Source organism: Streptomyces sp. NBC_01390, from assembly GCF_045040105.1.
Taxonomy (GTDB): Bacteria; Actinomycetota; Actinomycetes; order Streptomycetales; family Streptomycetaceae; genus Streptomyces.
Genome location: NZ_CP109551.1, coordinates 2,943,437 through 2,967,971 on the forward strand (window position 1 = coordinate 2,943,437; position 24,535 = coordinate 2,967,971).

Here is a 24,535-nt window from a genome sequence, read left to right on the forward strand (position 1 = left end):
GCCACCGCTCAGCCCGACAGGCCCACCACCAGCCAGATGAACGCCACGCCCGCGATCGTGCACAGCACCGTCGAGTGGGTGGGATGGTCGTGGTGGGCCTCGGGGAGGATCTCGGCGGCCGCGAGGTAGAGCAGTACGCCGCCGAAGAGGCCGAGATAGCCGCCCAGCGCCCGTTCGGGGATCGTGAAGAAGAGGGTGGAGGTCGCGCCCACGACCGGTGCCGCCGCGTCGGCGAACAGCATGGCCACGGCCTTGCGGCGGGCGTTTCCGTACAGGCTCGTGATCGTGTACGTGTTGAAGCCGTCGGCGAAGTCGTGGGCGATCACGGCGAGCGCGACGGCGAGGCCCATCCCGCCGCCCACCTGGAAGGCCGCGCCGATCGCGACGCCGTCCATCGCGCTGTGGCCGACCATCGCCGCGGCGGCCGTCAGGCCGACCTGGGGCGCCCGGCCGTCGTTCGTCCCGTGCTCCCCGATCCCCGTGGCGGCGCCGTGCGCGGCCTGTCGTACGGCGAGCAGACGTTCCACCAGATGGGCCAGCAGAAAGCCGGTGACGAACAGCAGCAGGGCGGCCGGTACGCCGAACACCTCCTCGCCGGCCGCGTGCAGCGCCTCCGGCAGCAGGTCGAGGCCGACCACGCCCAGCATCAGGCCGCCGGCCAGGCCCAGGACGAGATGGCGGCGGTCGGTCACCCGCAGGGCCGTCCAGCCGCCGGCCAGCGTCATCAGGAACGCGCCGAGCGCGACGAAGACCGCCATGTGCTCTTGCTATCCGATCGACCCGCCTTCGCGCACCTCCACAGCTATCCGCATACTCACTGACGTTTTCGACATTCCTTACGAGAGGATCTCGCCCCATGGCTCCCACGGCCGACGTTTCCACTGGCGCTCCCACCGGCAAGGTGACGTTCGTCGGTGCCGGCCCCGGCGCCGCCGATCTGCTGACGTTCCGCGCGGCCCGCGCCATCGCCGAGGCGGACATCGTGATCTGGGCGGCCAGCCTCGTACAGGAAGCGGTTCTCGAACATGCGCGCGAAGAGGCGGAGATCCTCGACTCGGCGGCCATGTCGCTGGAGGACGTCGTCGCCGTGTACGAGCGTGCCGTGCGCGAGGGCCTGCGCGTGGCCCGTATCCACTCCGGCGATCCCGCGCTCTGGGGCGGCACCCAGGAGCAGGTCGACCGATGTGCCGAGATCGGCATCGAGACCGAGATCGTCCCCGGGGTCTCCTCCTTCTCGGCGGTCGCCGCCCTCGCCCAGCGCGAGCTGACGATCCCCGAGGTCGCGCAGTCCGTGATCCTGACCCGGCTGGGCGGCGGCAAGACGCCGATGCCGCCGGGGGAAGAGGTGCGGGAGTTCGCCCGGCACGGGACGACCATGGCGATCTTCCTGTCCGCCGCCCGTAGTGGACAGCTCGTACGGGAGCTGCTGGAGGGTGGTTATCCGACCACCACACCCGTCGTCATCGCCTATCAGGCGACCTGGCCCGAGGAGCTGGTCGTGCGGTGCACGATCGAGACGCTGGAGGAGACGGTCAAGGAGCACAAGTTGTGGAAGCACACCTTGTTCCTGGTCGGCCCGGCCCTCGACGCCAGCGGTACCCGCTCGCACCTCTACCACCCCGGCCACTTCCACGGCTTCCGCAAGGCCGACCCGGCGGCCCGCCGGGCGTTGCGCGAGCGAGGGGCGAGTACGTGATCACCGTCATCGGTACGGGGACGGGGGCGCCGCTTCCGCCGGACGCCACGGCCGCCGTCGCCGGGGCCGCGTTGGTCGTGGGCGGCCGGCGGCATCTGGCCGCGGTGGCGGCGACGGTGTCCCAGGGCGCCGAGCGGGTTGTCCTCGGGGCGCTGGCTCCCGCGCTCGACACCGTCGAGGAGTACGTCGGGAAGGAACGGCCCGTTGTCGTGCTCGCCTCCGGTGATCCCGGGTTCTTCGGGATCGTGCGGGCGCTGGCCGAGCGGTTCGGGGCCGGGCGGCTCGATGTCCGGCCGGGGGTGTCCTCCGTCGCGACGGCGTTCGCCCGGCTGGGGCTGACCTGGGACGACGCCGTGGTCGTCAGCGCGCACGGGCGTGCGCTGCGTACGGCGGTGAACGTGTGCCGGGCGCGGCCGAAGGTGGCGGTGCTGACCGGGCCGGGCGCCGGGCCCGCCGAGCTGGGCGCGGCACTGGTCGGCGGCCCGGGCGATGGTCTGGGCGGTGGTCCGGGGGCGCGCGTTCTGGTCGTCGCCTCGGCGCTGGGTGATCCGGAGCTCGAACGCGTCGAGCGGGTCACGCCTGCCGAGGCCGCGCGACGGGACTGGGGTGACGCGGTGAGTGTGGTGCTCTGTCTGGACGAGGCCCGGGCTCTCGCCACCGTCCCTGTCACGGTCGCCGGGGAGTCCGTCGGGCCCGCCCGATGGGCCCTGGACGAGCGGGAGTTCGCCCATCGCGACTCGATGATCACCAAGTTCGAGGTACGCGCCCTGGCGCTGGCCCGGCTCGGGCCGCGCCTCGGTGACCTGGTCTGGGACATCGGCGCGGGCTCCGGGTCCGTGGCCGTGGAGTGCGCGCGGCTCGGGGCGGCCGTCGTCGCCGTCGAGAAGACACCGGACGGTGCGGAGCGGGTGCGGGCCAACGCCGCCGCGCACGGTGTCGAGGTGCGGGTGGTGGAAGGCAGCGCACCCGACGACCTGCCCACGCTGTCCGAACTCGACGATCCCGACGCCGTGTTCATCGGTGGGGGTGGGCGCGAGCTGCCCGCGATCGTCGCCGCCTGTGCGCGGCGGGCCCGGCGGACGGTGGTGGTCGCGATGGCCGCCCTCGACCGGGTACCGGCCGTGCGTGCGGCCCTCGTCGACGCCGGACTCGACTGCGACGGGGTGTTGTTGCAGTCGTCCCGGCTCGCACCACTGCCGGGCGAGGTGTCCCGGCTCGCGGCGACCAACCCCGTTTTCCTCCTGTGGGGCACACGCCCCGCATCACATACAGAAGCGCATACAGACAGACGTACTGGTAGTGAAGGAGTCACCCTGTGATCGGCCTGATTTCCGCGACGGCGGCGGGCGCGGCGGCGCGTGATCGGCTCGCCGCCGCCTGGCCCGACCGTACGCGTGTGTACGAGGGGCCGGTCGCCGATGCCGTCCGGCGCGCGTTCGGGGAGTGCTCGCAGCTCGTGTGCTTCCTGGCCACGGGTGCGGTCGTACGGCTGGTCGCGCCGCTGCTGGCCGACAAGGCGTCCGACCCCGGTGTGGTGTGCGTCGACGAGGGCGGACGGTTCGCCGTGTCGCTGGTCGGCGGGCACGGCGGCGGGGCCAACGAACTCGCCCTCGCGGTCGGGAAGTTGCTGGGTGCGGAGCCGGTGGTGACCACCGCGACGGACTCCGTGGGGGTGCCGGGCCTCGACACGCTCGGGATGCCCGTGGAGGGGGATGTCGCGGGGGTCTCGCGGGCCCTGCTCGACGGTGAACCCGTCGCGCTGGAGCTGGAGTCGATCTGGCCGTTGCCCGCGCTGCCGGCCAATGCCGGGGGTGCGGCGCGTGAGGGTGGGCCGGTGATTCGGGTGACGGACAGGGCCGTCCCGCCCGCCGGGGCCGAGGTCGTGCTGCGGCCTCCGTCCCTCGTCGTCGGTGTGGGTGCCTCCAAGGGGGCCCCGGTCGACGAGGTACTCGGCCTGGTCCGGAGCGCGTTGGCGGACGCGGGGCTCTCTGTGGCCTCGGTCGCCGCGCTGGCCACCGTCGACGCGAAGGCGGACGAGCCCGGGATCATCGGGGCCGCCGAGCGGCTCGGGGTGCCCGTGGTGACCTACTCCGCCGACGAGTTGGCCGTCGTCGAGGTGCCCAATCCCTCCGCCGCGCCGCTCGCCGCCGTCGGTACGCCGTCCGTGGCGGAGGCCGCCGCGCTGGTCGGTGGGGGTGAACTCCTCGTACCCAAGCGGAAGTCGGAGCGGGCGGACGGGGCGCCCGCCATGGCGACCTGTGCCGTCGTACGGCGGCCGGGGCGCGGGCGGCTCGCGGTCGTGGGGCTCGGGCCCGGGGCGCGGGACCTGCTGACGCCGCGCGCCGAGGCGGAGTTGCGGCGGGCGTCGGTGCTGGTCGGGCTCGATCAGTACGTCGACCAGATCCGTGATCTGCTGCGGCCCGGCACCCGGATCCTGGAGTCGGGGCTCGGCGCCGAGGAGGAGCGGGCGCGGACGGCTGTGGCCGAGGCCCGGAAGGGGCAGGCGGTCGCGCTGATCGGCAGCGGGGACGCGGGCGTGTACGCGATGGCGTCGCCCGCGCTCGCCGAGGCGTCGGACGACATCGACGTGGTCGGGGTGCCGGGTGTCACGGCCGCCCTCGCCGCCGGTGCGATCCTCGGGGCGCCGCTCGGCCACGACCACGTGTCCATCAGCCTCTCCGACCTGCACACGCCCTGGCACGTCATCGAGCGGCGGGTACTGGCCGCGGCCGAGGCGGACATCGTCGTGACGTTCTACAACCCGCGCAGCCGGGGCCGTGACTGGCAGCTGCCCAAGGCGCTCGCCGTCCTCGGCGCGCACCGGGAGCCGACGACGCCCGTGGGTGTCGTACGGAACGCGTCGCGGCCCGACGAGTCCAGCCGTGTGACGACACTGGCCGGCCTCGATCCGGCGACCGTCGACATGATGACGGTCGTGACCGTCGGCAACACCGCGACCCGGAACATCGCGGGCCGTATGGTCACGCCTCGCGGATACCGCTGGCAGGAGGCGCCGCGATGAACCCTCGTCCGGTGCTTCACTGCTTCTTCCTTCTCAACAGCCGTACGTTCCGCTTCACTTCACCCACCTCATCCACTTCACCCACCTCACCGTCCGAGGAGACATCGTGACCACCCCGCCGCCCGCCCTGCTCATCGCCGGCCACGGCACCCGGGACGAGGCCGGGGCCGAGGCGTTCCGTGACTTCGTACGGGAGTTGGGGCGCCGCAACCCCGAACTGCCCGTCGCGGGCGGCTTCATCGAGCTGTCGCCGCCGCCGCTGGGCGACGCCGTGACCGAGCTGGTGGAGCGGGGGGTACGACGGTTCGCCGCCGTACCGCTGATGCTGGTCTCCGCCGGGCACGCCAAGGGGGACATCCCGGCCGCGCTGGCCCGCGAGAAGGAGCGGCACCCGGGGATCTCCTACACGTACGGGCGTCCGCTGGGCCCGCACCCGGCGCTGCTGACCGTGCTGGAACGGCGGCTGGACGAGGCGCTGGGCGGTGGGACGCGTACCCCCGCCGACCGGGCCGACGTGACCGTGCTGCTGGTCGGGCGCGGCTCCACCGACCCGGACGCCAACGCCGAGGTGCTCAAGGCGGCGCGGCTGCTGTGGGAGGGGCGCGGGTACGCCGGTGTCGAGACGGCCTTCGTGTCGCTGGCGGCGCCGGACGTGCCGTCGGGGCTCGACCGGTGCGTGAAGCTGGGGGCGCGGCGGATCGTCGTCCTGCCCTACTTCCTGTTCACCGGGATCCTGCCGGACCGGGTACGGCACCAGACGGAGGGCTGGGCCGCCGCGCACCCGGAGATCAAGGTGCGGTCCGCCGAGGTCATCGGCCCGGAGCCGGAGTTGCTCGACCTGGTGATGGAGCGGTACCGGGAGGCGGTGCGAGGGGATCTGCGGATGAACTGCGACTCGTGCGTGTACCGGATCGCGCTGCCCGGCTTCGAGGACAAGGTGGGAATGCCTCAGCAGCCGCACTTCCATCCGGACGACGACAGCGACCACGATGGTCACCATCATGGACAACACTCACACGGGCACTCGCACTCCCATGCGCACTGACCACGACACCGACGGCCACGACCTCAGGCACCACGGCGACGCCGAAGTGCGTGACGACGGCGCCAAGTTGGTCGACCTCGCCGTGAACGTCCGGGCGGACACCCCGCCGGCCTGGCTGCGTGAGCACATCGCCGAGTCGCTCGGCGGGCTCGCCGCGTATCCCGACGGGCGGGCGGCGCGGTCGGCGGTTGCGGCTCGGCACGGGGTGCCGGTGGAGCGGGTGCTGCTCACCGCCGGGGCGGCGGAGGCGTTCGTGCTGCTGGCGCGCGCCCTGAAGGTGCGCCGGCCGGTGGTCGTGCATCCGCAGTTCACGGAGCCGGAGGCGGCACTGCGGGATGCCGGGCACCGTGTGGACCGGGTGCTGTTGCGGGCCGAGGACGGGTTCCGGCTGGACCCGGCGCTCGTGCCCGAGGATGCCGACCTGGTGGTGATCGGCAATCCGACGAACCCGACGTCGGTGCTGCATCCGGTGGCTTCTCTTCTCCAACTCGCCCGTCCTGGGCGGACGTTGGTGGTCGACGAGGCGTTCATGGACGCGGTGCCGGGTGAGCGGGAGTCGCTGGCCGGGCGGACGGACGTGCCCGGGCTCGTGGTGCTGCGGAGCCTGACGAAGACGTGGGGGCTGGCGGGGCTGCGCATCGGCTACGTGCTGGCTGCGCCGGAGACGGTGGTGGGGCTGGAGCGGGCGCAGCCGTTGTGGCCGGTGTCCACGCCGGCGTTGGCCGCGGCGGAGGCGTGCGTTTCGGGGCGGGCGCTGGCGGAGGCGGCGGGGGCGGCGCGGCGGGTCGCGGCGGACCGGGCTCATCTTGTCGCCGGGCTGGCGGAGTTCGGGTCCGACGGGGTGCGGGTGGTGGGGCCGGCGGAGGGGCCGTTCGTGCTGGTGCGGGTGGAGCGGGCGGGTGTGGTGCGGGAACGGTTGCGGGGGCTGGGGTATGCGGTGCGGCGGGGGGACACGTTTCCTGGGTTGGGGGAGGAGTGGTTGCGGGTGGCTGTGCGGGATCGGGTGACGGTGAACGGGTTTCTGCAGGCGTTCGACGGGGCGGTGATGTTGGCTGGGCGGTGAGTTCTCTCGCCCCCGCCGCCCTTACCCGTCCCATCCTCGGGGGCTCCGCCCCCGAACCCCCGCTCCTCAAACTCCCCCAGAGGGGGGACCCCCAAGGGGCTGACATACCAGCCCGTCCGGCGTTTGAGGACGAGGCCCCTTCAGGGCCGACAGCGGGGTCTGGGGCGCAGCCCCCAGGGATGGGACGGGTAAGGGCGGCGGGGGCGAGGAAAACTCTCCGGCGTCGGCTCAGTTCTTGCCGCGCCGCCGCGCCAGCGCGACCACTCCCCCGCCCGCCGCGAGCAGCGCCACCGCGCCGCCCGCGAGGTACGGTGTCGTCGAGCTGCCGCCCGTCTCCGCCAGGCCCGCCTCCGCCGGGGCGCCCTGGGGCTTCACCTCCGACACGGGGTCCGCCGGCTTAGCCGGGTCCGCCGGCTTAGCCGCCTGTACCGCCGGGGCCTCGCACGTCGCCTTCGCCAAGGTCACCGTGCCCTCGACCTCCGCCACGTTGAGGTCCAACGGGTTGACGGACACCTTGAGTTCGAGCGCGGTCGCCGCCGCCGTACGGGTCGTCGTCTCCGTCCGGGACAGGTCCAGCCGTACCTCGCCGACTCCAGGCACCTTCACCTCGACCGGGCCGCTCGGCGTCAGCGTCACCTTCTTTCCGAGGGCCGTCACCGAACCCAGGAGGTTCGCGGAGGCGACCGGCTTCTCCCCCGCCACGCAGGTCGCCTTCGACGTGACCTGCTCCACCTCGATCAACGACAGCAGGGGAAGACCGGGCACGTGCAGCTTGGCGTGGGCGAGGTTCGTCGAGGCCTCCGCCTTTCCGTCCGCCACCGTCGCCCTGGACTCCGCGACCTCCGCACCGAGCACGGTGAACGGCTTTCCGCCGTCCACGCCGTCCAACGAGGCTGTCAACGCTGCCTGTTCGGCGCTCCTGGGCGCCTGGACCTCGTTCAGGGAGACTGCGAGGGGGACGTTCACGCTCTTGTTGAGGAGGGACACGTTCAGCCCCGTGCGGAGGACAACCGCGCTCGCGCTGCCCTGGTCCTCCGTGGCCTGGGCCAGGGAGGCGGGACCGGCGGCCGCCAGGGCCGTGGCCGCCGCGACGGTGGCCAGACGGCGTGCGGGCAGGCGGAAGTTCTTGGCGTTCACGGTTCGGGGACCCCTCGGAAGAGACACGCTTGGGACCCGGTAAGAATTACGTACCGCGAGTGAACGGTCAGCAATCTGACGGGACTTCACTCCTACGTGAGTTTTTCGCGCAGATCTTCGAATCTCACGGCACGCATGTTCTCCACATTCACCCGGGTCCCCCGCATCACTCCGGTCAGCCGACGACCCGCCCGTTCAGCACCACCCGCGACGGCGCCCCCAACACCCGTACGTCCGTCCGCGGATCGCTCTCGTACACCACCAGGTCGGCCACCTCCCCCTCCGCCAGCCCGGGCCGCCCCAGCCACTCCCGCGCGCCCCACGTCGTCGCCGACAGTGCCGCGAGCGCCGGGATACCGGCCCTGGTCAGCTCGGCCACCTCCGCCGCGACCAGCCCGTGCGGCAACGTGCCTCCCGCGTCCGTGCCGACGTACACCGGGATCCCCGCGTCGTAGGCGGCACGCACCGTGTCGTAGCGGCGTTCGTGCAGGCGGCGCATATGGGCCGACCAGGTCGGGAACTTGGCGTCGCCCGCTGCCGCCAGGTTCGGGAACGTCGCGATGTTGACCAGGGTCGGGACGATCGCCACCCCGCGTGCGGCGAACAGGGGGATCGTGTCCTCGGTCAGGCCCGTCGCGTGCTCGACGCAGTCGATGCCCGCCTCGACCAGGTCCCGCAGGGAGTCCTCCGCGAAGCAGTGGGCCGTGACCCGCGCGCCCAGCCGGTGGGCCTCCGCGATCGCCGCCTCGACCTCCTCGCGCGGCCAGCAGGCGGAGAGGTCCCCGGTGCCGCGGTCCAGCCAGTCCCCCACCAGCTTGACCCAGCCGTCGCCGCGCCCGGCCTCCTGGCCGACGTACGCCACCAGGTCGTCCGGCTCGATCTCGTGTGCGAAGCCCCGGATGTAGCGGCGGGTGCGGGCGATGTGCCGGCCCGCCCTGATGATCTTCGGGAGGTCCTCGCGGGCGTCGGTCCAGCGGGTGTCCGACGGTGACCCCGCGTCCCGGATGAGGAGGGTTCCGGCGTCCCGGTCGGTCAGCGCCTGCTTCTCCGCCGTGTCCCGCGGTACCGCGCCCTCCGGACCGAGGCCCACATGACAGTGCGCGTCGACCAGACCTGGCAGCGCCCAGCCCTCCACCGTACGGATGTCACGGGCGCCGGGCGGGCGGTCGTACGTGATCCTGCCGCCGACCACCCACAGCTCGTCGCGGGTCTCCTCCGGGCCGACCAGCACCCGCCCCTTCACCTGCAGCATCGCCTGATCGCTCATGGACGGCACCTTAGTTCGGCAGCTCCGGCTTCTGCCCCTCCGCCTCCGCCGTCTCCTCCTCCACGTCCGCCATCGCCGGGTCCAGCAGACGGGAGAGGAAGTGGCGGGTGCGTTCGTGGGAGGGGTTGCTGATGACCTGCGCCGGGGTGCCGTCCTCGACGATCACTCCGCCGTCCATGAAGACGACCCGGTCGGCGACCTCGCGGGCGAACGTCATCTCGTGCGTGACGACCATCATCGTCATGCCCTCGTTCGCCAGCCTGCGCATCACCGCCAGGACGTCCCCGACCAGCTCGGGGTCGAGCGCCGACGTCGGCTCGTCGAAGAGCATGACCTCCGGGCCCATCGCCAACGCCCTGGCGATGGCGACCCGTTGCTGCTGGCCGCCGGAGAGGGACGACGGGTAGGCGTCGGCCTTCTCCGCGAGGCCCACCCGCTCCAGGTTCTCGGCCGCCACCCGCGCGGCCTGAGCCTTGTCCCGCTTCAGGACCCGGCGCTGCGGAAGCGTCAGGTTCTCCGTCACCGTCAGATGCGGGAAGAGGTTGAACTGCTGGAAGACCATGCCGATACGGCGGCGGACCTCATCGATGTCGACGTCCGGGTGCGTGACCTCCGTACCGCCGACGAACACCTGGCCCTTCGTCGGCTCCTCCAGCAGGTTCACACAGCGCAGCAGGGTCGACTTGCCGGAGCCGGACGGGCCGATCACGCACACGACCTCGCCCTGTCGGATCTCCAGGTCGATACCGCGCAGCACCTCGTTGTCGCCGAACGACTTGTACAGGTCCCGGACCTGGATCTCCGGCACGCTCGTGTCCTTGACGCTCACGTCGTTGCTGTCGTCGCTCATCGCGTCGCCTCCCCCGTCTTCGTCTCCAGCCGTCGCACGACGAAGCCCAGCGGCACCGTCACCAGCAGATAGCACAGGCCCGCCACCAGGATGGGCGTGGAGTTGGCGGTCTGGCTGGCCAGGTCGCGGCCGTACTTGGCCAGTTCGCGTTCCTCCAGGGTGACGCCGAGGAACAGCACCAGCGAGGAGTCCTTGAAAAGGAGCACCAACTCGTTGGTGAGCGGCGGGATCACGATACGGAACGCCTGCGGGACGATGATCGAGACCATCGCCCGCGCATGCGAGAAGCCCAGCGAACGGGCCGCCTCCATCTGCCCCTTGGGCACCGCCTGGATGCCCGCGCGGATCGTCTCCGCCATGTACGCGGCCGACACCAGGCCGAGCGCCAGCGCCACCTTGCCGTACGTCCCGCCGGGGATCTCCGTGCCGGGGAAGGCGAGAGGGACCGCCACGCCCACGAAGATGAAGATCAGCAGGGCGGGCAGACCACGGAAGATCTCGATGTAGATGCCCGCGACCCAGCGGTAGGGGCCCACCGGTGACAGCCGCATCAGGGCGATCACCATCCCCAGCACCAGACCGAAGACAAAGCCCGAGAGGGTGTAGAGGACGGTGTTCTTGAGGGCCAGCGTGATGATCTCCGGGAACATCTGCTTGGCCAGGTCCACCTGCGCGAACTGGTTCTTCAGACGGGCCCAGTCGGCCGACACCGCGAGGGCGACGACGGCCGCGACGAACAGCGCGTACTGGGCGCCACGGGACAGCGCCCGCTTCTGGGTACGGCTCAGCCCCTGCTTACGGGGCTGCACCTGCTTCGTGGCGGCGTCGGTCATGACGCGGACGGAGCGGCCGCGGACTCGTCGTACGGGCCGATCCACTGCTCGTACAGCTTCTTGTACGTGCCGTCGGCCTTGGCGTCGGTGATCACCTTGTTGATGGCGGCGAGCAGCTTGGTGTTGCCCTTCTTCACCGTGAAGCCGTACTGCTCACCGGTGTTGAGGTTGTCCACCACCTTGAAGGCGTCGGCGTTGGCCTTGTCCTTGAGCCAGCCCTGGACCACCGGGTAGTCGATGATCACGGCGTCGACCTGGCCGGTGCGCAGGCCGTTGAGGACGGCGTCGGAGGACTCGAAGGAGACCGGGTCGAGGTTCTTGCCCTTGGCGTAGTCCTCGCCGGTCGTCTGCGCCTGGGCGCCGACCTTCTTGTCCTTGAGGCCGGCGAAGGAGGTGATGCCGCTCTTCTTGTCGACGAGGACGGCCTGCGTCGCGTCGAAGTACGGGTCGGAGAAGTCGACGTTCTTCTTGCGCTCCTCCGTGATGGTCATGCCGGCCGCGCCGAGGTCGCACTGTTCCGCGTTGAGGAAGGCACCCGTCTTGAAGTTCTCGAAGGGCGTGTCGAGGAGCTCCTGCTTCACACCGAGGTTCTTCGCGACGAGGTCGATGAGCGACACGTCGAAGCCCTGCTCCTTGCCGTCGATCACCGACTGGAAGGGCGGATAGGGCAGGTGCGTACAGACGGTGAGTTGGCCGCCCTTGACGAGTTGGACCCCGCCCGCGGCTGTCTTCGAGGCGCCGCCACCGTCGTCGTCCGAGGAGCAGCCGGCCACGAGCAGGAGCCCGGCCGTCGCGGTGGTGGCGGCCAGGATGCGGGACCGTCGTCCGAGGACCGTGTTCACGGGGACCTCCTGTGGGGGGACTGTGAGTTCTGATTATAAGGAGACGTTTGACTATCTCAAATCATTCCCATGGTTGCGGCGCCGTATGACCTGTGGTTTTGAGGCGGTGTGACCTCGTATCCCACCGGCCCGAGGATCAGGAGGGCCGCCGGGGATCTCCGGTTAGTCTCGACCCGACTCATCTGCCCCGCGATCCGAAGAGAGCACCTCCTTGACCACGCACCCCTTCCTGGACCTGGCGCCACTGACCACCGCGCGCTTCGCGTCGATCGAGGGCCGCGTGGCGCGGCTGCTCTCCACCGAGCAGGACGTCGTGATCATGCAGGGCGAGGCGCTGCTGCCTCTCGAAGGCGCCATCAGGGGGACGGCCGGCCCCGGAACGACCGCCCTCAACATCGTCACGGGCCCCTACGGGCAGACGTTCGGCGACTGGCTGCGCGACTGCGGCGCCACGGTCGTCGACCTGTCGGTGCCCTTCCACGCGGCGGTCACGGCCGAGCGGATCCGGGAGGCGTTCGCCGAGCACCCGGAGATCGACTTCGTCTCGCTGGTGCACGCGGAGGCGGCGACCGGCAACACCAACCCGGTCGCAGAGATCGGCGAGGCGGTACGGGAACACGGCGCCCTCTTCTATCTCGACGCCGTCGCGTCGGTGGGCGCCGAGCCGGTGCTGCCCGACGCGTGGGGCGTCGACCTGTGCGTGATCGGGGCACAGAAGGCGATGGGCGGGCCGGCCGGGGTGTCGGCGGTGTCGGTGAGCGAGCGGGCCTGGGCGCGGATGGCGGCGAACCCGGGAGCGCCGCGACGGTCATACCTCTCCCTGCTGGACTGGAAGGAGCGGTGGATCGACGGCGGTCGGCGCACCCTCCTGCATGCTCCCGCCCAGCTGGAGATGCTCGCGCTGGAGGCGTGTGTCGAGCGGATCGAGACGGTGGGGCTCGACACGGTGATCGCCCGGCACGCCACCGCGGCGGCGGCCACCCGCGCGGGGGTTCTCGCTCTGGGCGGCGACCTTGAGCCGTATGTGTACGAGGCCGGGGACGCGGCGCCGGTCGCCACAACCCTGCGGACGCCCTCCGGAGTCGTCGCGTCGGAGCTGGTCGCCGACGCGCTGGCCGTCGATCCGGCGCTGCCGCTCGCGGCGGGCGGGGGCGCGCTGGCCAAGGAGATGATCCGGGTCAACCACTACGGGCCGGACGCGACGCTGGAGGCGGTCCTCGTGAGTCTGGTCGCGCTGGGCGCGGCGCTGGCGGACCGGGGGCTGACGGTGGACATCGACGGATGCCGACGCGCCGTCGCGAATTTCTCGTGAATGCGCAATGGAATGGAGTTGAAATAGAGTAATCAAGCAGAAGGAAATCGAGGATAGCTTCCCGTATTCTTCTGCCCGCTTTTCACTGACCTAAACGCAAAGATTTCGCGAACGAATCAAGTGAATTACATGAGTGTGACGCACTCAACAATGCGCCCGCTTTGTCTGACTATTTACTGGACAAAGCGGGCTTTCCCATGCCCGCGCGTTAACATATTCCGCGCCCGCACGTAACCCCGACCGGCGATGCATTTTTGATTTTCTCTCGGTAAGTTCAATTTGCATGAGTGCCGTACGGACAGACCTGCAAATAGACCTCCCGGTGATTGCCGACGGGGCCGCGCTGTGGCGGATCGCCAGGGACTCGAAGGTTCTCGACCTCAACTCGTCGTACAGCTATCTGCTGTGGTGCCGGGACTTCGCCGCCACCTCGGCCGTCGCCCGGGACACCGACGGGACCCCGGTCGGCTTCGTCACCGGGTACATCCGGCCGGACCGGCCGGGCACCCTGCTCATCTGGCAGGTGGCCGTCGACGCCGACCACCAGGGGCGCGGGCTCGCCACCGCGCTGCTCGACGGGCTGGCCCGGCGGGTCGGCGCCGAGCGGGGGCTCACCACCCTCGAAACCACCATCACGCCGGGCAACACCGCCTCCGAGCGGCTGTTCACCTCGTTCGCGGAACGCCACGGCGCCACCGTCGAGCGCGAGGTGCTGTTCGACGCGGGCCTGTTCCCGAGCGACCTGCACGATCCCGAGGTCCTGTACCGCATCGGTCCCCTCTCCTGGCCTTCGGAGCTCCCCGAGTTCCCAGACTTCGCCGGCTGACTCACCCCCCACCGCAAGGAGTTCACCGCCGTGACCATCACCCAGCCCGACCTGAGCGTCTTCGAGACCGTCGAGTCCGAGGTCCGCAGCTACTGCCGCAGCTGGCCCGCCGTGTTCGACCGTGCGCAGGGCAGCCGTATGTACGACGAGGACGGCCACGCCTACCTCGACTTCTTCGCCGGCGCCGGATCACTCAACTACGGCCACAACAACCCCGTACTCAAACGGGCGTTGATCGACTATCTGGAACGGGACGGCGTCACCCACGGGCTCGACATGTCGACCGCCGCCAAGCGCGCGTTCCTGCAGTCCTTCCAGGATCTGGTGCTGCGGCCCCGCGAACTGCCGTACAAGGTCATGTTTCCGGGTCCGACGGGTACCAACGCCGTCGAAGCGGCGCTGAAGCTGGCGCGGAAGGTGAAGGGACGGGAGTCCATCGTCTCCTTCACCAACGCCTTCCACGGGATGTCCCTCGGGTCGCTCGCCGTGACCGGCAACGCCTTCAAGCGGGCCGGTGCGGGCATTCCGCTGGTGCACGGCACCCCGATGCCCTTCGACAACTACTTCGAGGGGACCGTCCCCGACTTCCTGTGGTTCGAGCGGCTGTTGGACGACCAGGGCTCCGGCCTCAACAAGCCGGCCGCCGTGATCGTGGAGAGCGTGCAGGGCGAGGGCGGCATCAATGTGGCGCGCCCCGAGTGGCTGCAGGCGCTGGCCGACCTGTGCGCACGGCAGGACATGCTGCTGATCGTCGACGACATCCAGATGGGCTGCGGGCGGACCGGCGCCTTCTTCTCCTTCGAGGAGGCGGGCATCGTGCCCGACATCGTCACCGTCTCCAAGTCCATCAGCGGCTACGGACTCCCCATGTCCCTCTGCCTGTTCAAGCCCGAGCTGGACATCTGGGAGCCGGGCGAGCACAACGGCACCTTCCGCGGCAACAACCCGGCGTTCGTGACCGCCGCCGCCGCGCTGGAGACGTACTGGTCCGACGGCTCCGCCATGGAGAAGCAGACGCTCGCCCGCGGTGAGCAGGTCGAGGAGGCGCTGATCTCCATCACCGAGGAGAACCTCGCCGACGTCAAGGAGTACCGGGGCCGGGGTCTGGTGTGGGGCATGGAGTTCCACGAGAAGGCGCGTGCGGCGCGGGTCGCCCGGCGGGCCTTCGAACTCGGGCTGCTCATCGAGACGTCCGGCCCGGAGAGCGAGGTCGTGAAGCTGCTGCCGGCGCTCACCATCACGCCCGAGGAACTCGACGAGGGCCTGCGGATCGTCGCCCGCGCGGTGCGCGAGACCGTCGTGACCATCTGAACACCTGACGGAACATCTGCCTGAGCTTCTGTCCGAAGTTCTGACTGAACCATTTGCGAAAGGGGTTGTTGAGCGCTGTGATCGTCCGTTCGTTCAAGGACATCGAAGGCACCGACCGGCATGTGAAGGCGGAGTCCGGTACCTGGGAGAGCAAACGCATCGTCCTCGCCAAGGAGCGGGTCGGCTTCTCGCTCCACGAGACCGTCCTCTACGCGGGCACGAAGACGTCGATGTGGTACGCGAACCATGTCGAGGCGGTCGTGTGCGTCGAGGGCGAGGCCCTGCTGACCGACGACGAGACCGGGCGGACCTACACGATCACCCCCGGCACCATGTACCTCCTCGACGGCCACGAGCGGCACACGATGCGGATCAAGGAGGACTTCCGCTGCCTGTGCGTCTTCAACCCGCCCGTGACCGGCCGCGAGGACCACGACGAGAACGGCGTCTATCCCCTGCTGACGGAACCCGAGCCCGACTTCGACCCCGAGGAGGTCTGACACCCATGTCACCCACGACCATGTCCACATCCACGTCGACTCTCACCGACCTGTACCCCACCCGTGGCGCCGCCGAGGTGTCCGTCCCGCGTCAGGACCCGGTCCTCTGGGGCGCACCGGACACTCCCGGACCGTTCACCCCGGCCGACCTCATGGCGTACGAGCGGGATGGCTTCCGGGCGCTCGGCCAACTCCTCGATGACGACGAAGTACCGCTCTACCGAGCCGAGTTGGAGCGGCTGATCGCCGATCCGGCCGTCCGGGCCGACGAGCGGTCGATCATCGAGCCGAAGTCGAAGGAGATCCGGTCGGTCTTCGAGGTGCACCGGATGAGCGAGGTGTTCGCCCAGCTCGTACGGGACGAGCGGGTCGTCGGGCGGGCCAGGCAGCTGCTCGGCTCCGACGTGTACGTCCACCAGTCGCGGATCAACGTCAAGCCGGGGTTCGGGGCGGGTGGCTTCTACTGGCACTCCGACTTCGAGACCTGGCACGCGGAGGACGGCCTGCCGAACATGCGGACGGTGTCCGTCTCGATCGCGCTGACCGAGAACCTCGACACCAACGGCGGCCTGATGATCATGCCGGGCTCGCACCGTACGTTCCTGGGCTGCGCCGGGGCGACGCCCGAGGACAACTACAAGAAGTCGCTGCAGATGCAGGACGCGGGCACCCCGTCAGACGAGGCGCTGACCTCCCTCGCCGACGAGCACGGCATCAAGTTGTTCACGGGCAGGGCGGGTTCGGCGACCTGGTTCGACTGCAACTGCATGCACGGCTCCGGGGACAACATCACGCCGTACCCGCGCAGCAACGTGTTCATCGTGTTCAACAGCGTGGAGAACAGCGCGGTGGAGCCGTTCGCGGCGCCGGTACGCAGGCCGGAGTTCATCGGGGCCAGGGACTTCACTCCGGTGAGGTGACACGCCGCCCGGGGTCCATCGCCGCCCGCCGACGCGGAGTTCCGTGTCGGCGGGCGGTCTCGTGGGCTTCAGGCGGACAGGACGTCCAGGAGTCGGTCGACGTCCGAGGTCGTGTTGTAGAGGTGGAAGGCCGCGCGCAGGTTTCCGGCCCGGTCGGAGACCTCGACCCCGGCCCGGCTCAACTCGGCCTGCCGGTGCCCGAGTCGCGGGACGGACACGATGGCGGAGCCCGGCGCGGGCACGGGCTGGTGCCCCAGCCGGTCGAGCCCGGCGCGGAACCGGTCGGCGAGCGCGAGGTCGTGCGCGCGTACGGTGTCCACGCCCAACTCCTCGATCAGGGCGAGGGAGTGACGGGCGCCGGCGTAGGAGAACAGGCTCGGGCTCTCGTCGAACCGCCGTGCGGAGTGGGCGAGTTCACGCACCGGGCCGTAACAGCTGTCCCAGGGCTCCTCCCCCGCGACCCAGCCCGCGAACACGGGTGTCAGCCCGCCCAGGTCCTCGGGTACGACGAGGAAGGCCACGCCGCGCGGGCAGACGAGCCATTTGAAGGCGACGGAGGCGACGTAGTCGTAGGCGTCCGCGTCGACGGGCAGCCAGCCGGTGGCCTGGGAGGCGTCGACGTACGTACGGGCCCCGTGCTCGCGGGCGGCCTCGCGCAGCGCGGGCAGGTCGACGATCCGGCCGTCGGCGGACTGGGCGGCGCTGACGGCGACAAGGGCGGTGCCGGGCCGGACGGACTCGGGGATCCGCTCCAGCGGCACGGTCCGTACCTTCAGGTCCCCTCGTACGTGGAACGGGTTGAGGACGGAGGTGAAGTCGTCCTCGGCGGTGAGGACTTCGGCGCCGGCGGGCAGCGAGGCGGCGATCAGCCCGCTGTAGACGGCGACGGAGGCCCCGGCCGCGACCCTGCGGTCGGACACCCCGACGAGCCGCGCGAAGGCGGAGCGCGAGGCTTCCACGTCGGCGAACATGTCCTGCGGCTGCCCGTCGGCCACGGACTGCACGGCGTCGCGCATGGCGGCCACGGCGCGGGCCGGGAGGAGGCCGGTGCTCGCGGTGTTCAGGTAGGTGTTCTTGGGTGCGAACTCGGCACGGACGAGGTCGCGGAGGTTCTCGGATGTCGAGGCTTTCGCGGAGGTCTCCATGGGTCCACTGTGCGGCCCGAAGATCTCCTCGTCCATTGCCGATTTCTGCACGGCACCACGAAGGACTGCTTATACGTAGGTCCTGAGCTGCGGTTTTCCGGCCGGCGTCACTGCTGGGGTACGGCACACCCGTCGGGTCCACAGACCTCGGCTCCGTCGCCGTCCGCCTGGACGATCTTGAGGGGAGCGGGCCGTTCGCCCCACGCCTGGGTGAGCGCCTGGGCGAAGACCTCGGCAGGCTGGGCGCCGGAGACGCCGTACTTCCGGTCGAGGACGAAGAACGGCACACCGTTGGCGCCCAGTTCGGCGGCCTCGCGTTCGTCGGCACGCACAGCGTCGGCGTAGGCGTCCGGGTCGGCGAGTACGCCTCGGGCATCGTCTGCGTCGAGGCCCGCGGCGACGGCCAGCTCCACGAGGCGCTCGTCGTCACCGAAGACGGACCGCTCCTCGGCGAAGTTCGCCCGGTAGAAGAGCCCGAGCAGCTCCTCCTGGAGTCCCTTGTCCTTCGCGAGGTGGAGCAGCCGGTGCATGTCGAAGGTGCTGCCGTGGTCGCGGTCCCGGGTGCGGTACGCGAGGCCCTCGGCGGCCGCCAGCGACCCCAGGTTCTCCTCACCGGCCTGCGCCTGTGCCTCGCTCATGCCGTACTTCTTGGTGAGCATCGTGAGAACGGGCTGGATGTCGCCCTTGGCGCGCCCCGGGTCCAACTCGAAGGACCGGTGCACCACCTCGACGCCGTCACGGTGCGGGAAGGCGGCCAGCGCCTTGTCGAAGCGGGTTGCGCCGACGTAGCACCAGGGGCAGGCGATGTCGGTCCAGATCTCGACGCGCATGTCTTCGGTCTCTCCAGCTCGAACGAACGGGTAAGGGATTATGTGAACGTTCAAACGGCTGGTTTCATTCCGTGCCGCGGAGTTCGTACCGCAGAAAGAGATGGTGATCGTCCTCGGCGGGCGGGTGCTCCGGGTCCGGGACCCATCCCAGACGGCGGTAGAAGGCCTGAGCACGCTGGTTGTCGATGTGCACGTCGAGGGTGGCGGCCCGCTTTCCGTCGGCCTGCCAGCGCTCGACGCAGGCGGCGTGCAGGTCGGTGCCGATACGGGCTCGCCAGCGGTCGGGGTCGACGTGGAACTGGAAGAGCTTGACCGTGTCCTCCGGGGCGCCCTCGTCCCTGCGGAAGGAGGCGACGCCGATGATCCGGTTCTGCTCGACGACGCACAGGACATGCGCGTCGGGGCGCTCGATGCTGGACAGCCAGGCGCCGACCCAGTCACGGTCGGCGTCGGGGAGACCGTCCGGGTAGTAGGTGGCCCGCGCGCGCAGGTGCAGCTCCGTGACGGCGGCGGCCTCGGCGGGCAGCGCGGCCCGGATCACCCGCATCAGCTGCCGTCCCGCAGGTCCTTGGGCCACTCCGGGCGGAACTCGATGTGGTCGTACGTCACGACGCATCCCTCGCCCATCGGTGACTGGGTCATGAAGCCGACCAGGGCCGCGTCCGCCTCTTTCTCGTCGCCCAGGGTGAACAGCCGGACGAAGGTCCACTTCCTGCCGTCGCGCGAGGCGTGGAAGGCGAAGGCCCGGCCGGTGCGGCTGATCCGGAGCCAGACCGAACTGCCGTCCACGGTGAAGGAGTTGGCGTCGTCGGAGTGTCCCCGGGTGACGACCGTGCAGACGGTGGGCACGTCCGGGGAGTACTCCAGGCAGAGCTTGGCCCAGGCCCGTTCGCCGGCATGGACATAGAGCACGCCGGCGTCGAAGGCCGCCCCGAACCCGACGGTGACCCGGGCGATCAGCTGGAACTCGCCATGGGGTGCGCCGAGAAGCCGCGGTGCGTCGGCGGCGGGATCCAGCGCCTCCCCGGTCGGCGGCACGAACCGGTCCTGCCGGGGCCCGGCCCACCCGGTGAGCACCCCGTCCTCGAAGGACCAGTGCCCATCGGGCCCATAAGTACGGAGGGGAAAAGGCAGTGGGGAAAGCTCCAGATCCATTACCGGATTATCGCAGGCCCACTACAGCGCCCCGACAGGGGCGCGGGGCTGTGTCGTCATGCGGCTCCGCCGCGGGGCGCGACAAACCACAACGCACCAGCGGAGCGTCAGCGCCGTTGGGGGCGCGGGGAACTGCGCGACAAGCCACAACGCACCGGCAGCCGCACATCCCACCGCACCCCCAACGGCGCTACCAGCGGAGCGCTATCGCTCCAGCTGACCGTTGAACCGGCGAGGCAGCCCCAACTCGTTCTCGTCCCGCAGCTCGACCGGCAGCAGCGCGGGAGGCGTGTTCTGGTACGCCACCGGCCGCAGCCACCGCTCGATCGCCGTACCGCCGACCGAAGTCGACGTCGACGTCGTGGCCGGGTACGGCCCCCCGTGATGCTGGGCCGCGGCCACAGCGACCCCGGTCGGCCACGCGTTCACCAGCACACGCCCCGCCAGCGGCGTCAGTTCGGCCAGGATCTCCGCCCCGCGCCCCTCCCCCGCGGCCTCCTCGGCCGAGACGTGGACCGTCGCCGTCAGGTTTCCCGGCAGCCGGGAGAGAACGGCGTTCGCCTCGGCCTCGTCCGTGTAGCGGGCCACGACGGTGACCGGCCCGAAGCACTCCTCCAGGAGCAGGTCGTACGCCCCCTCCGCCGCCAGCTTGTCGGCCGCCACCGTGAGGAACCCGGCGCTGACCGTGTGGTCGCCGCCCGCGCCCGGCGTCACCGGGGTCTCGACCTCGGGCAGCTCGGCGCGCTCGGCGACCCCGGCGACGAAGTTGTCACGCATCCGGTGATCCAGGAGGACACCGGCGTTGGTGTCGCTGACCGCGTCGGTCAGGGACTTCAGCAGGCGGTCGCCCGCCGCGCCGGCCGGCGCCAGCACCAGGCCGGGCTTGACGCAGAACTGGCCGACGCCCATGGTCATGGAGCCCGCGAGCCCCGTACCGATCGCCTCGGCGCGCTCGTTCGCCGCCGCCTCCGTGATCACCACCGGGTTCAGGGAGCCCAGCTCGCCGTGGAACGGGATCGGGACCGGACGGGCCGCCGCCGCGTCGAAGAGGGCACGGCCGCCTCGTACGGATCCGGTGAAGCCGGCCGCCGCGACCAGCGGGTGCTTGACCAGCTCGACGCCCGCCTCGAAGCCGTGGACCAGGCCGACGACGCCCTCGGGGATGCCGTGCGAGGCCGCGGCCCGGCGCAGGACGGCCGCGACCAGCTCGGACAGGCCCGGGTGGTCCGGGTGCGACTTGACGACCACCGGGCAGCCGGCCGCGAGCGCGCTCGCGGTGTCGCCGCCGGGGACGGAGAAGGCGAAGGGGAAGTTGGAGGCCGAGTAGACGGCCACGACACCCAGCGGGATCTTGTAGCGACGCAGGTCCGGGATCGGCGGGGTCGCGGTGTCGTCGGGGTGGTTGATGACGACGTCGAGGAAGGCGCCCTCGTCGACGATGTCCGCGAAGGCCCGCAACTGGTAGCAGGTGCGGGCGAGTTCACCGGTCAGCCGGACCGGGCCGAGCGCGGTCTCCGCGTCGGCGGCCTCGACGAGCTGCTCCTTGGCCGCTTCGAGCTGCTCGGCGGCGCTGCGCAGAAAGGCCGCGCGGACGGTGCGGTCGACGAGGGCCGGGCGGGCGGCGTGCGCCGCGCGGACGGCGGCGTCCACCTCCTGCGCGGTGGCCTCGACCGCGACCTGCTCCCGCTGCTTCCCGGTACGGGGGTCGACACTCCAGACTGGTGCTGCTGCCACCGGGGGTCCCTCCAGATTGTGTTGCCATTTGTGGTGCTCAGATTTTGCGTCATTCACCAGGTGCGTTCGATATGCTGAACAGCGTCTCTGATGATGAATATGCTGTTGGAGACTATTTCCCGTTGAACGAAGGGGTCAAGGGCGATGTCGGCAGCCGAGACAGGCGGCGGGGCGCAGGTCAAGTCCGCGGTACGGACCGTTGAACTGCTGGAATACTTCGCCGGGCGGCCCGGCATGCACTCGCTGGCGTCGGTCCAGGAGGCCGTCGGATATCCCAAGTCCAGTCTCTACATGCTTCTGCGCACTCTTGTCGACCTCGGCTGGGTCGAGACGGACGCCACGGGCACGCGGTACGGCATCGGCGTCCGGGCCCTGTTGGTCGGCACCTCGTACATCGACGGTGACGAGGTGGTCGCGGTGGCCCGTCCCACCCTCGACCGGCTCTCCGACGACACGACGGAGACCATTCACCTGGCCCGGCTCGACGGCACGAACGTCGTCTACCTCGCCACCCGGCAGTCGCAGCACTATCTGCGCCCCTTCACCCGGGTCGGCCGCCGGCTGCCGGCCCACTCGACCTCCCTCGGCAAGGCGCTGCTGGCCACCCACACCGACGAGCAGGTCCGCAAGCTGCTCCCGGAGACACTGCCCGCGCTGACCGAGCACACGATCACCGACCGGGAGAAGCTCATCGAGGAGCTGCACCTGGTGCGCGAGCAGGGCTTCGCGGTGGACCGCGAGGAGAACACGCTGGGGCTGCGCTGCTTCGGCGTGGCCGTCCCGTACCGCACCCCCGCGCGGGACGCGATCAGCTGCTCGGTGCCGGTCGCCAGGCTCACCCCGGCCCACGAACAGATGGTCAAGGACGCCCTTTTCGACGCACGCGACCGGCTGACACTGGCCACCCGGAGGCTCTGAACGATGAGGTACTCGGCTTCGACGAACGTCGTGCTCCGCGAGATCCACGACAGCGATCTGCCGGTCTTCTTCCGGCAGACGAACGACCCGGAGTCGCTGTGGATGGCCGCGTTCACGGCGCGGGACCCGGCCGACCGGGACGCCTTCGAGGACCACTGGAAGCGGATCCGCGCGGCGACGGACATTCTGCCGCGCACCGTGCTCGTCGACGGTGACGTGGTGGGCAACGTGGCGGTGTACGGCGAGCCGGGCGAGCGCGAGGTGACGTACTGGATCGACCGTGCCTACTGGGGGCGCGGTATCGCGACGGCCGCGCTTCTCGCGCTCATCGCCGAGGAGCCGGAGCGCCCGCTGCACGCGCGCGCCGCCGCCGACAACGCGGGCTCGCTGCGGGTCCTGGAGAAGTGCGGTTTCCGCGTGACCGGGCACGACCGGGGGTTCGCCCAGGCGCGGGACGCGGAGATCGACGAGGTCGTGCTGACGCTGGACGCCTGACCGTCGTACGACGGCACATGTGTCCCTTACAAGCTCCCGCGTTTCCTGAAAACGCCATGAGAAATCAGGCGGAGGGGAACGTTCCGTCCGGTGCCGCTCGTCTTCGGACGGGATGAACAAGACGATCAGGCGGGCCTCCGTCTTCACACTGCTGCTCGTGCTCTCTCTGCTGGTCAGGGCGACATGGGTGCAGTTCTACGACGCGAAGGCGCTCGCGGACGACAGCCTGAACCGACGGAACTCGATCGCGTTGTACGCGAACCCGCTCGGGAACATCATCGTGGCCGGCGAGTCGGTCACCGGCTCGAAGGAGACGAGCGGCGGGGATCTCAAGTACCGGCGGACGTACACGGACGGCAGCCTCTACGCGGCCGTGACCGGATACAGCACGCCGCTGTTCACGCCGACGCAGCTGGAGGGCATCTACAAGGACGTGCTCGACGGCTCGGACAGCCGGCTCACGACCGTCATGGACACGGTCACCAGGGCGCACGCCGCCCCGGGGAACGTGATCACGACGATCGACCCGGACGTCCAGAAGGCGGCGTACGCGGCGCTCGGTGACAAGAAGGGCGCGGCGGTCGCGATCGACCCCAAGACCGGCAAGATCCTCGCCATGGTCTCGACCCCGTCGTACGACCCCTCGACGATCACCGGGGCGAACGACGGCGACACCTGGACCAAGCTCACCAAGGACCCCGACAAACCGCTGGTCAACCGGGCGATACGGCAGCCGCTGCCACCGGGTTCGACGTTCAAGCTGGTGGTCGCGGCGGCGGCTCTGGAGGACGGGCTGTACGGGTCGGTGGACGACCGTACGACCAGCCCGGACCCGTACACGCTGCCGGACACGACCCGTGAGCTGTCGAACGAGAACCCGAACGCGCCCTGTGCGAACGCCACGATCCGGGTCGCGCTGCAGTACTCCTGCAACAACGTCTTCGCGAAGATGGCCGTCGACCTCGGGCAGGACAAGGTCAGGGCGATGGCGGAGAAGTTCGGCTTCAACGACGAGAAGCAGGACGTGCCTGTGCGCGCGTATCCGAGCGTGTACCCGTCGGACATGGAGAGGTCCCAGACCGCGCTGACGGGCATCGGGCAGTTCGACGTCACGGCGACGCCGTTGCAGATGGCCATGGTGTCCGCCGCGATAGCCGACGGCGGCAAGCTGGTCTCGCCGCACATGGTGTCCCAGGTCACGAACTCGGACGGGGACGTGCTGGAGGACTACGACAGCGAGGCCTCGACGAAGGAGATCGTCAGCTCACGGACGGCCGAGCAGTTGCAGTCCGCCATGCAGACGGTCGTCTCCGACGGGACCGGCACCAACGCGCGGATATCCGGTGCGACGGTGGGCGGCAAGACGGGGACGGCGCAGCACGGGGAGAACAACAGCCAGACACCGTATGCCTGGTTCACGTCGTATGCGAAGTCGCAGTCCAACGGGAAGGAGGTCGCCGTGACGGTGCTGGTCGAGCAGTCGGGGGCGGCCCGGTCCGAGGTGAGCGGGAACGGGTTGGCCGCGCCGGTGGCCAGAGCGATGATGGTCGCTGCGCTGGCTGGGTGAGTTCTTCCGGTGCGGCTGCGTCGTGGTTTTTCGCGCAGTTCCCCGCGCCCCTGATCAAGGACGCGGG

At 70.4% G+C, this 24,535-nt stretch carries 24 protein-coding genes; 13 read left to right on the plus strand and 11 right to left on the minus strand.

What is annotated here, in order from left to right:
• Positions 1–8 precede the first annotated feature (8 nt).
• Positions 9–758 (minus strand): ZIP family metal transporter, encoded by a 750-nt coding sequence (locus OG241_RS13100; protein WP_405815450.1) that lies wholly within the window; start codon positions 756–758, stop codon positions 9–11.
• Positions 759–856: 98 nt separating this feature from the next.
• Here OG241_RS13100 and cobM point away from each other — a divergent pair, with 98 nt between their 5' ends.
• The 5 genes from cobM (at position 857) to cobC (ending at position 6,826) form a co-directional block, all read left to right on the plus strand.
• Complete coding sequence (gene cobM / locus OG241_RS13105; protein WP_405815451.1) at positions 857–1,696, plus strand: precorrin-4 C(11)-methyltransferase; 840 nt, start codon at positions 857–859, stop codon at positions 1,694–1,696.
• Positions 1,693–3,015, plus strand: a complete 1,323-nt coding sequence (gene cbiE / locus OG241_RS13110; RefSeq protein WP_405815452.1) for a precorrin-6y C5,15-methyltransferase (decarboxylating) subunit CbiE — start codon at positions 1,693–1,695, stop codon at positions 3,013–3,015. Before cobM ends, cbiE begins: the two co-directional genes overlap by 4 nt.
• Entirely contained in the window at positions 3,012–4,718 is a 1,707-nt protein-coding gene (gene cobJ, locus OG241_RS13115) for a precorrin-3B C(17)-methyltransferase (protein ID WP_405815453.1), read from the plus strand. Before cbiE ends, cobJ begins: the two co-directional genes overlap by 4 nt.
• A 106-nt stretch (positions 4,719–4,824) precedes the next feature.
• Positions 4,825–5,763 (plus strand): sirohydrochlorin chelatase, encoded by a 939-nt coding sequence (locus OG241_RS13120; RefSeq protein WP_405815454.1) that lies wholly within the window; start codon positions 4,825–4,827, stop codon positions 5,761–5,763.
• Positions 5,720–6,826, plus strand: coding sequence for an Rv2231c family pyridoxal phosphate-dependent protein CobC (cobC, locus tag OG241_RS13125; RefSeq protein WP_405815456.1), 1,107 nt, complete (start codon positions 5,720–5,722; stop codon positions 6,824–6,826). Before OG241_RS13120 ends, cobC begins: the two co-directional genes overlap by 44 nt.
• 228 nt (positions 6,827–7,054) lie before the next feature.
• Here cobC and OG241_RS13130 read toward each other — a convergent pair whose 3' ends face one another.
• The 5 genes from OG241_RS13130 to OG241_RS13150 all read right to left on the minus strand — a co-directional run bounded on the left by OG241_RS13130 (position 7,055) and on the right by OG241_RS13150 (position 11,755).
• Positions 7,055–7,963 carry an SCO1860 family LAETG-anchored protein gene (locus OG241_RS13130; protein ID WP_405815457.1) on the minus strand — a complete coding sequence of 303 codons (909 nt, stop codon included), beginning with the start codon at positions 7,961–7,963 and terminating at the stop codon, positions 7,055–7,057.
• Positions 7,964–8,138: 175 nt separating this feature from the next.
• Complete coding sequence (locus tag OG241_RS13135; RefSeq protein ID WP_405815458.1) at positions 8,139–9,230, minus strand: amidohydrolase family protein; 1,092 nt, start codon at positions 9,228–9,230, stop codon at positions 8,139–8,141.
• A 10-nt stretch (positions 9,231–9,240) separates the two neighbouring features.
• Positions 9,241–10,080, minus strand: coding sequence for an amino acid ABC transporter ATP-binding protein (locus tag OG241_RS13140; RefSeq protein ID WP_405815459.1), 840 nt, complete (start codon positions 10,078–10,080; stop codon positions 9,241–9,243).
• Positions 10,077–10,913: an amino acid ABC transporter permease gene (locus OG241_RS13145; protein WP_405815461.1), complete on the minus strand. Its 837-nt coding sequence runs from the start codon at positions 10,911–10,913 to the stop codon at positions 10,077–10,079. Before OG241_RS13145 ends, OG241_RS13140 begins: the two co-directional genes overlap by 4 nt.
• Positions 10,910–11,755, minus strand: coding sequence for a transporter substrate-binding domain-containing protein (locus tag OG241_RS13150; RefSeq protein ID WP_405815462.1), 846 nt, complete (start codon positions 11,753–11,755; stop codon positions 10,910–10,912). The genes OG241_RS13145 and OG241_RS13150 overlap by 4 nt, the downstream gene beginning before the upstream one ends.
• Positions 11,756–11,966: 211 nt before the next feature.
• Between OG241_RS13150 and OG241_RS13155 the strand changes: the two genes are divergently transcribed.
• From OG241_RS13155 to thpD, 5 genes are all read left to right on the plus strand, one after another.
• A complete protein-coding gene (locus OG241_RS13155) occupies positions 11,967–13,067 on the plus strand; it encodes a pyridoxal-phosphate-dependent aminotransferase family protein (RefSeq protein WP_405815463.1) in 1,101 nt (366 codons plus the stop codon).
• A gap of 283 nt (positions 13,068–13,350) precedes the next feature.
• Positions 13,351–13,893, plus strand: coding sequence for a diaminobutyrate acetyltransferase (ectA, locus tag OG241_RS13160; RefSeq protein ID WP_405815464.1), 543 nt, complete (start codon positions 13,351–13,353; stop codon positions 13,891–13,893).
• Positions 13,894–13,923: 30 nt separating this feature from the next.
• Positions 13,924–15,204 (plus strand): diaminobutyrate--2-oxoglutarate transaminase, encoded by a 1,281-nt coding sequence (gene ectB, locus OG241_RS13165; RefSeq protein WP_405815465.1) that lies wholly within the window; start codon positions 13,924–13,926, stop codon positions 15,202–15,204.
• Positions 15,205–15,281: 77 nt separating this feature from the next.
• Entirely contained in the window at positions 15,282–15,704 is a 423-nt protein-coding gene (locus tag OG241_RS13170) for an ectoine synthase (RefSeq protein WP_319093905.1), read from the plus strand.
• A gap of 5 nt (positions 15,705–15,709) precedes the next feature.
• Complete coding sequence (gene thpD / locus OG241_RS13175) at positions 15,710–16,624, plus strand: ectoine hydroxylase (RefSeq protein WP_405815466.1); 915 nt, start codon at positions 15,710–15,712, stop codon at positions 16,622–16,624.
• Positions 16,625–16,692: 68 nt separating this feature from the next.
• Here thpD and OG241_RS13180 read toward each other — a convergent pair whose 3' ends face one another.
• The 5 genes from OG241_RS13180 to OG241_RS13200 all read right to left on the minus strand — a co-directional run bounded on the left by OG241_RS13180 (position 16,693) and on the right by OG241_RS13200 (position 21,488).
• Positions 16,693–17,805, minus strand: a complete 1,113-nt coding sequence (locus OG241_RS13180; RefSeq protein ID WP_405826180.1) for an aminotransferase class V-fold PLP-dependent enzyme — start codon at positions 17,803–17,805, stop codon at positions 16,693–16,695.
• 71 nt (positions 17,806–17,876) lie between these two features.
• The gene (locus tag OG241_RS13185) at positions 17,877–18,599 is read right to left on the minus strand and encodes a DsbA family oxidoreductase (protein WP_405815467.1); all 723 of its coding nucleotides are present in this window, start codon (positions 18,597–18,599) and stop codon (positions 17,877–17,879) included.
• A gap of 64 nt (positions 18,600–18,663) precedes the next feature.
• Entirely contained in the window at positions 18,664–19,146 is a 483-nt protein-coding gene (locus tag OG241_RS13190; RefSeq protein WP_405815468.1) for a GNAT family N-acetyltransferase, read from the minus strand.
• Positions 19,146–19,754 (minus strand): DUF1349 domain-containing protein, encoded by a 609-nt coding sequence (locus OG241_RS13195; RefSeq protein WP_405815469.1) that lies wholly within the window; start codon positions 19,752–19,754, stop codon positions 19,146–19,148. Before OG241_RS13195 ends, OG241_RS13190 begins: the two co-directional genes overlap by 1 nt.
• 204 nt (positions 19,755–19,958) lie before the next feature.
• The gene (locus tag OG241_RS13200) at positions 19,959–21,488 is read right to left on the minus strand and encodes an aldehyde dehydrogenase (NADP(+)) (RefSeq protein ID WP_405815470.1); all 1,530 of its coding nucleotides are present in this window, start codon (positions 21,486–21,488) and stop codon (positions 19,959–19,961) included.
• A 144-nt stretch (positions 21,489–21,632) separates the two neighbouring features.
• Between OG241_RS13200 and OG241_RS13205 the strand changes: the two genes are divergently transcribed.
• The 3 genes from OG241_RS13205 to OG241_RS13215 all read left to right on the plus strand — a co-directional run bounded on the left by OG241_RS13205 (position 21,633) and on the right by OG241_RS13215 (position 24,468).
• Complete coding sequence (locus OG241_RS13205; RefSeq protein WP_405815471.1) at positions 21,633–22,406, plus strand: IclR family transcriptional regulator; 774 nt, start codon at positions 21,633–21,635, stop codon at positions 22,404–22,406.
• A 3-nt stretch (positions 22,407–22,409) separates the two neighbouring features.
• Positions 22,410–22,901, plus strand: coding sequence for a GNAT family N-acetyltransferase (locus OG241_RS13210; protein ID WP_405815472.1), 492 nt, complete (start codon positions 22,410–22,412; stop codon positions 22,899–22,901).
• 112 nt (positions 22,902–23,013) lie between these two features.
• A complete protein-coding gene (locus OG241_RS13215; protein WP_405815473.1) occupies positions 23,014–24,468 on the plus strand; it encodes a peptidoglycan D,D-transpeptidase FtsI family protein in 1,455 nt (484 codons plus the stop codon).
• The last annotated feature ends 67 nt before the right edge of the window (positions 24,469–24,535 follow it).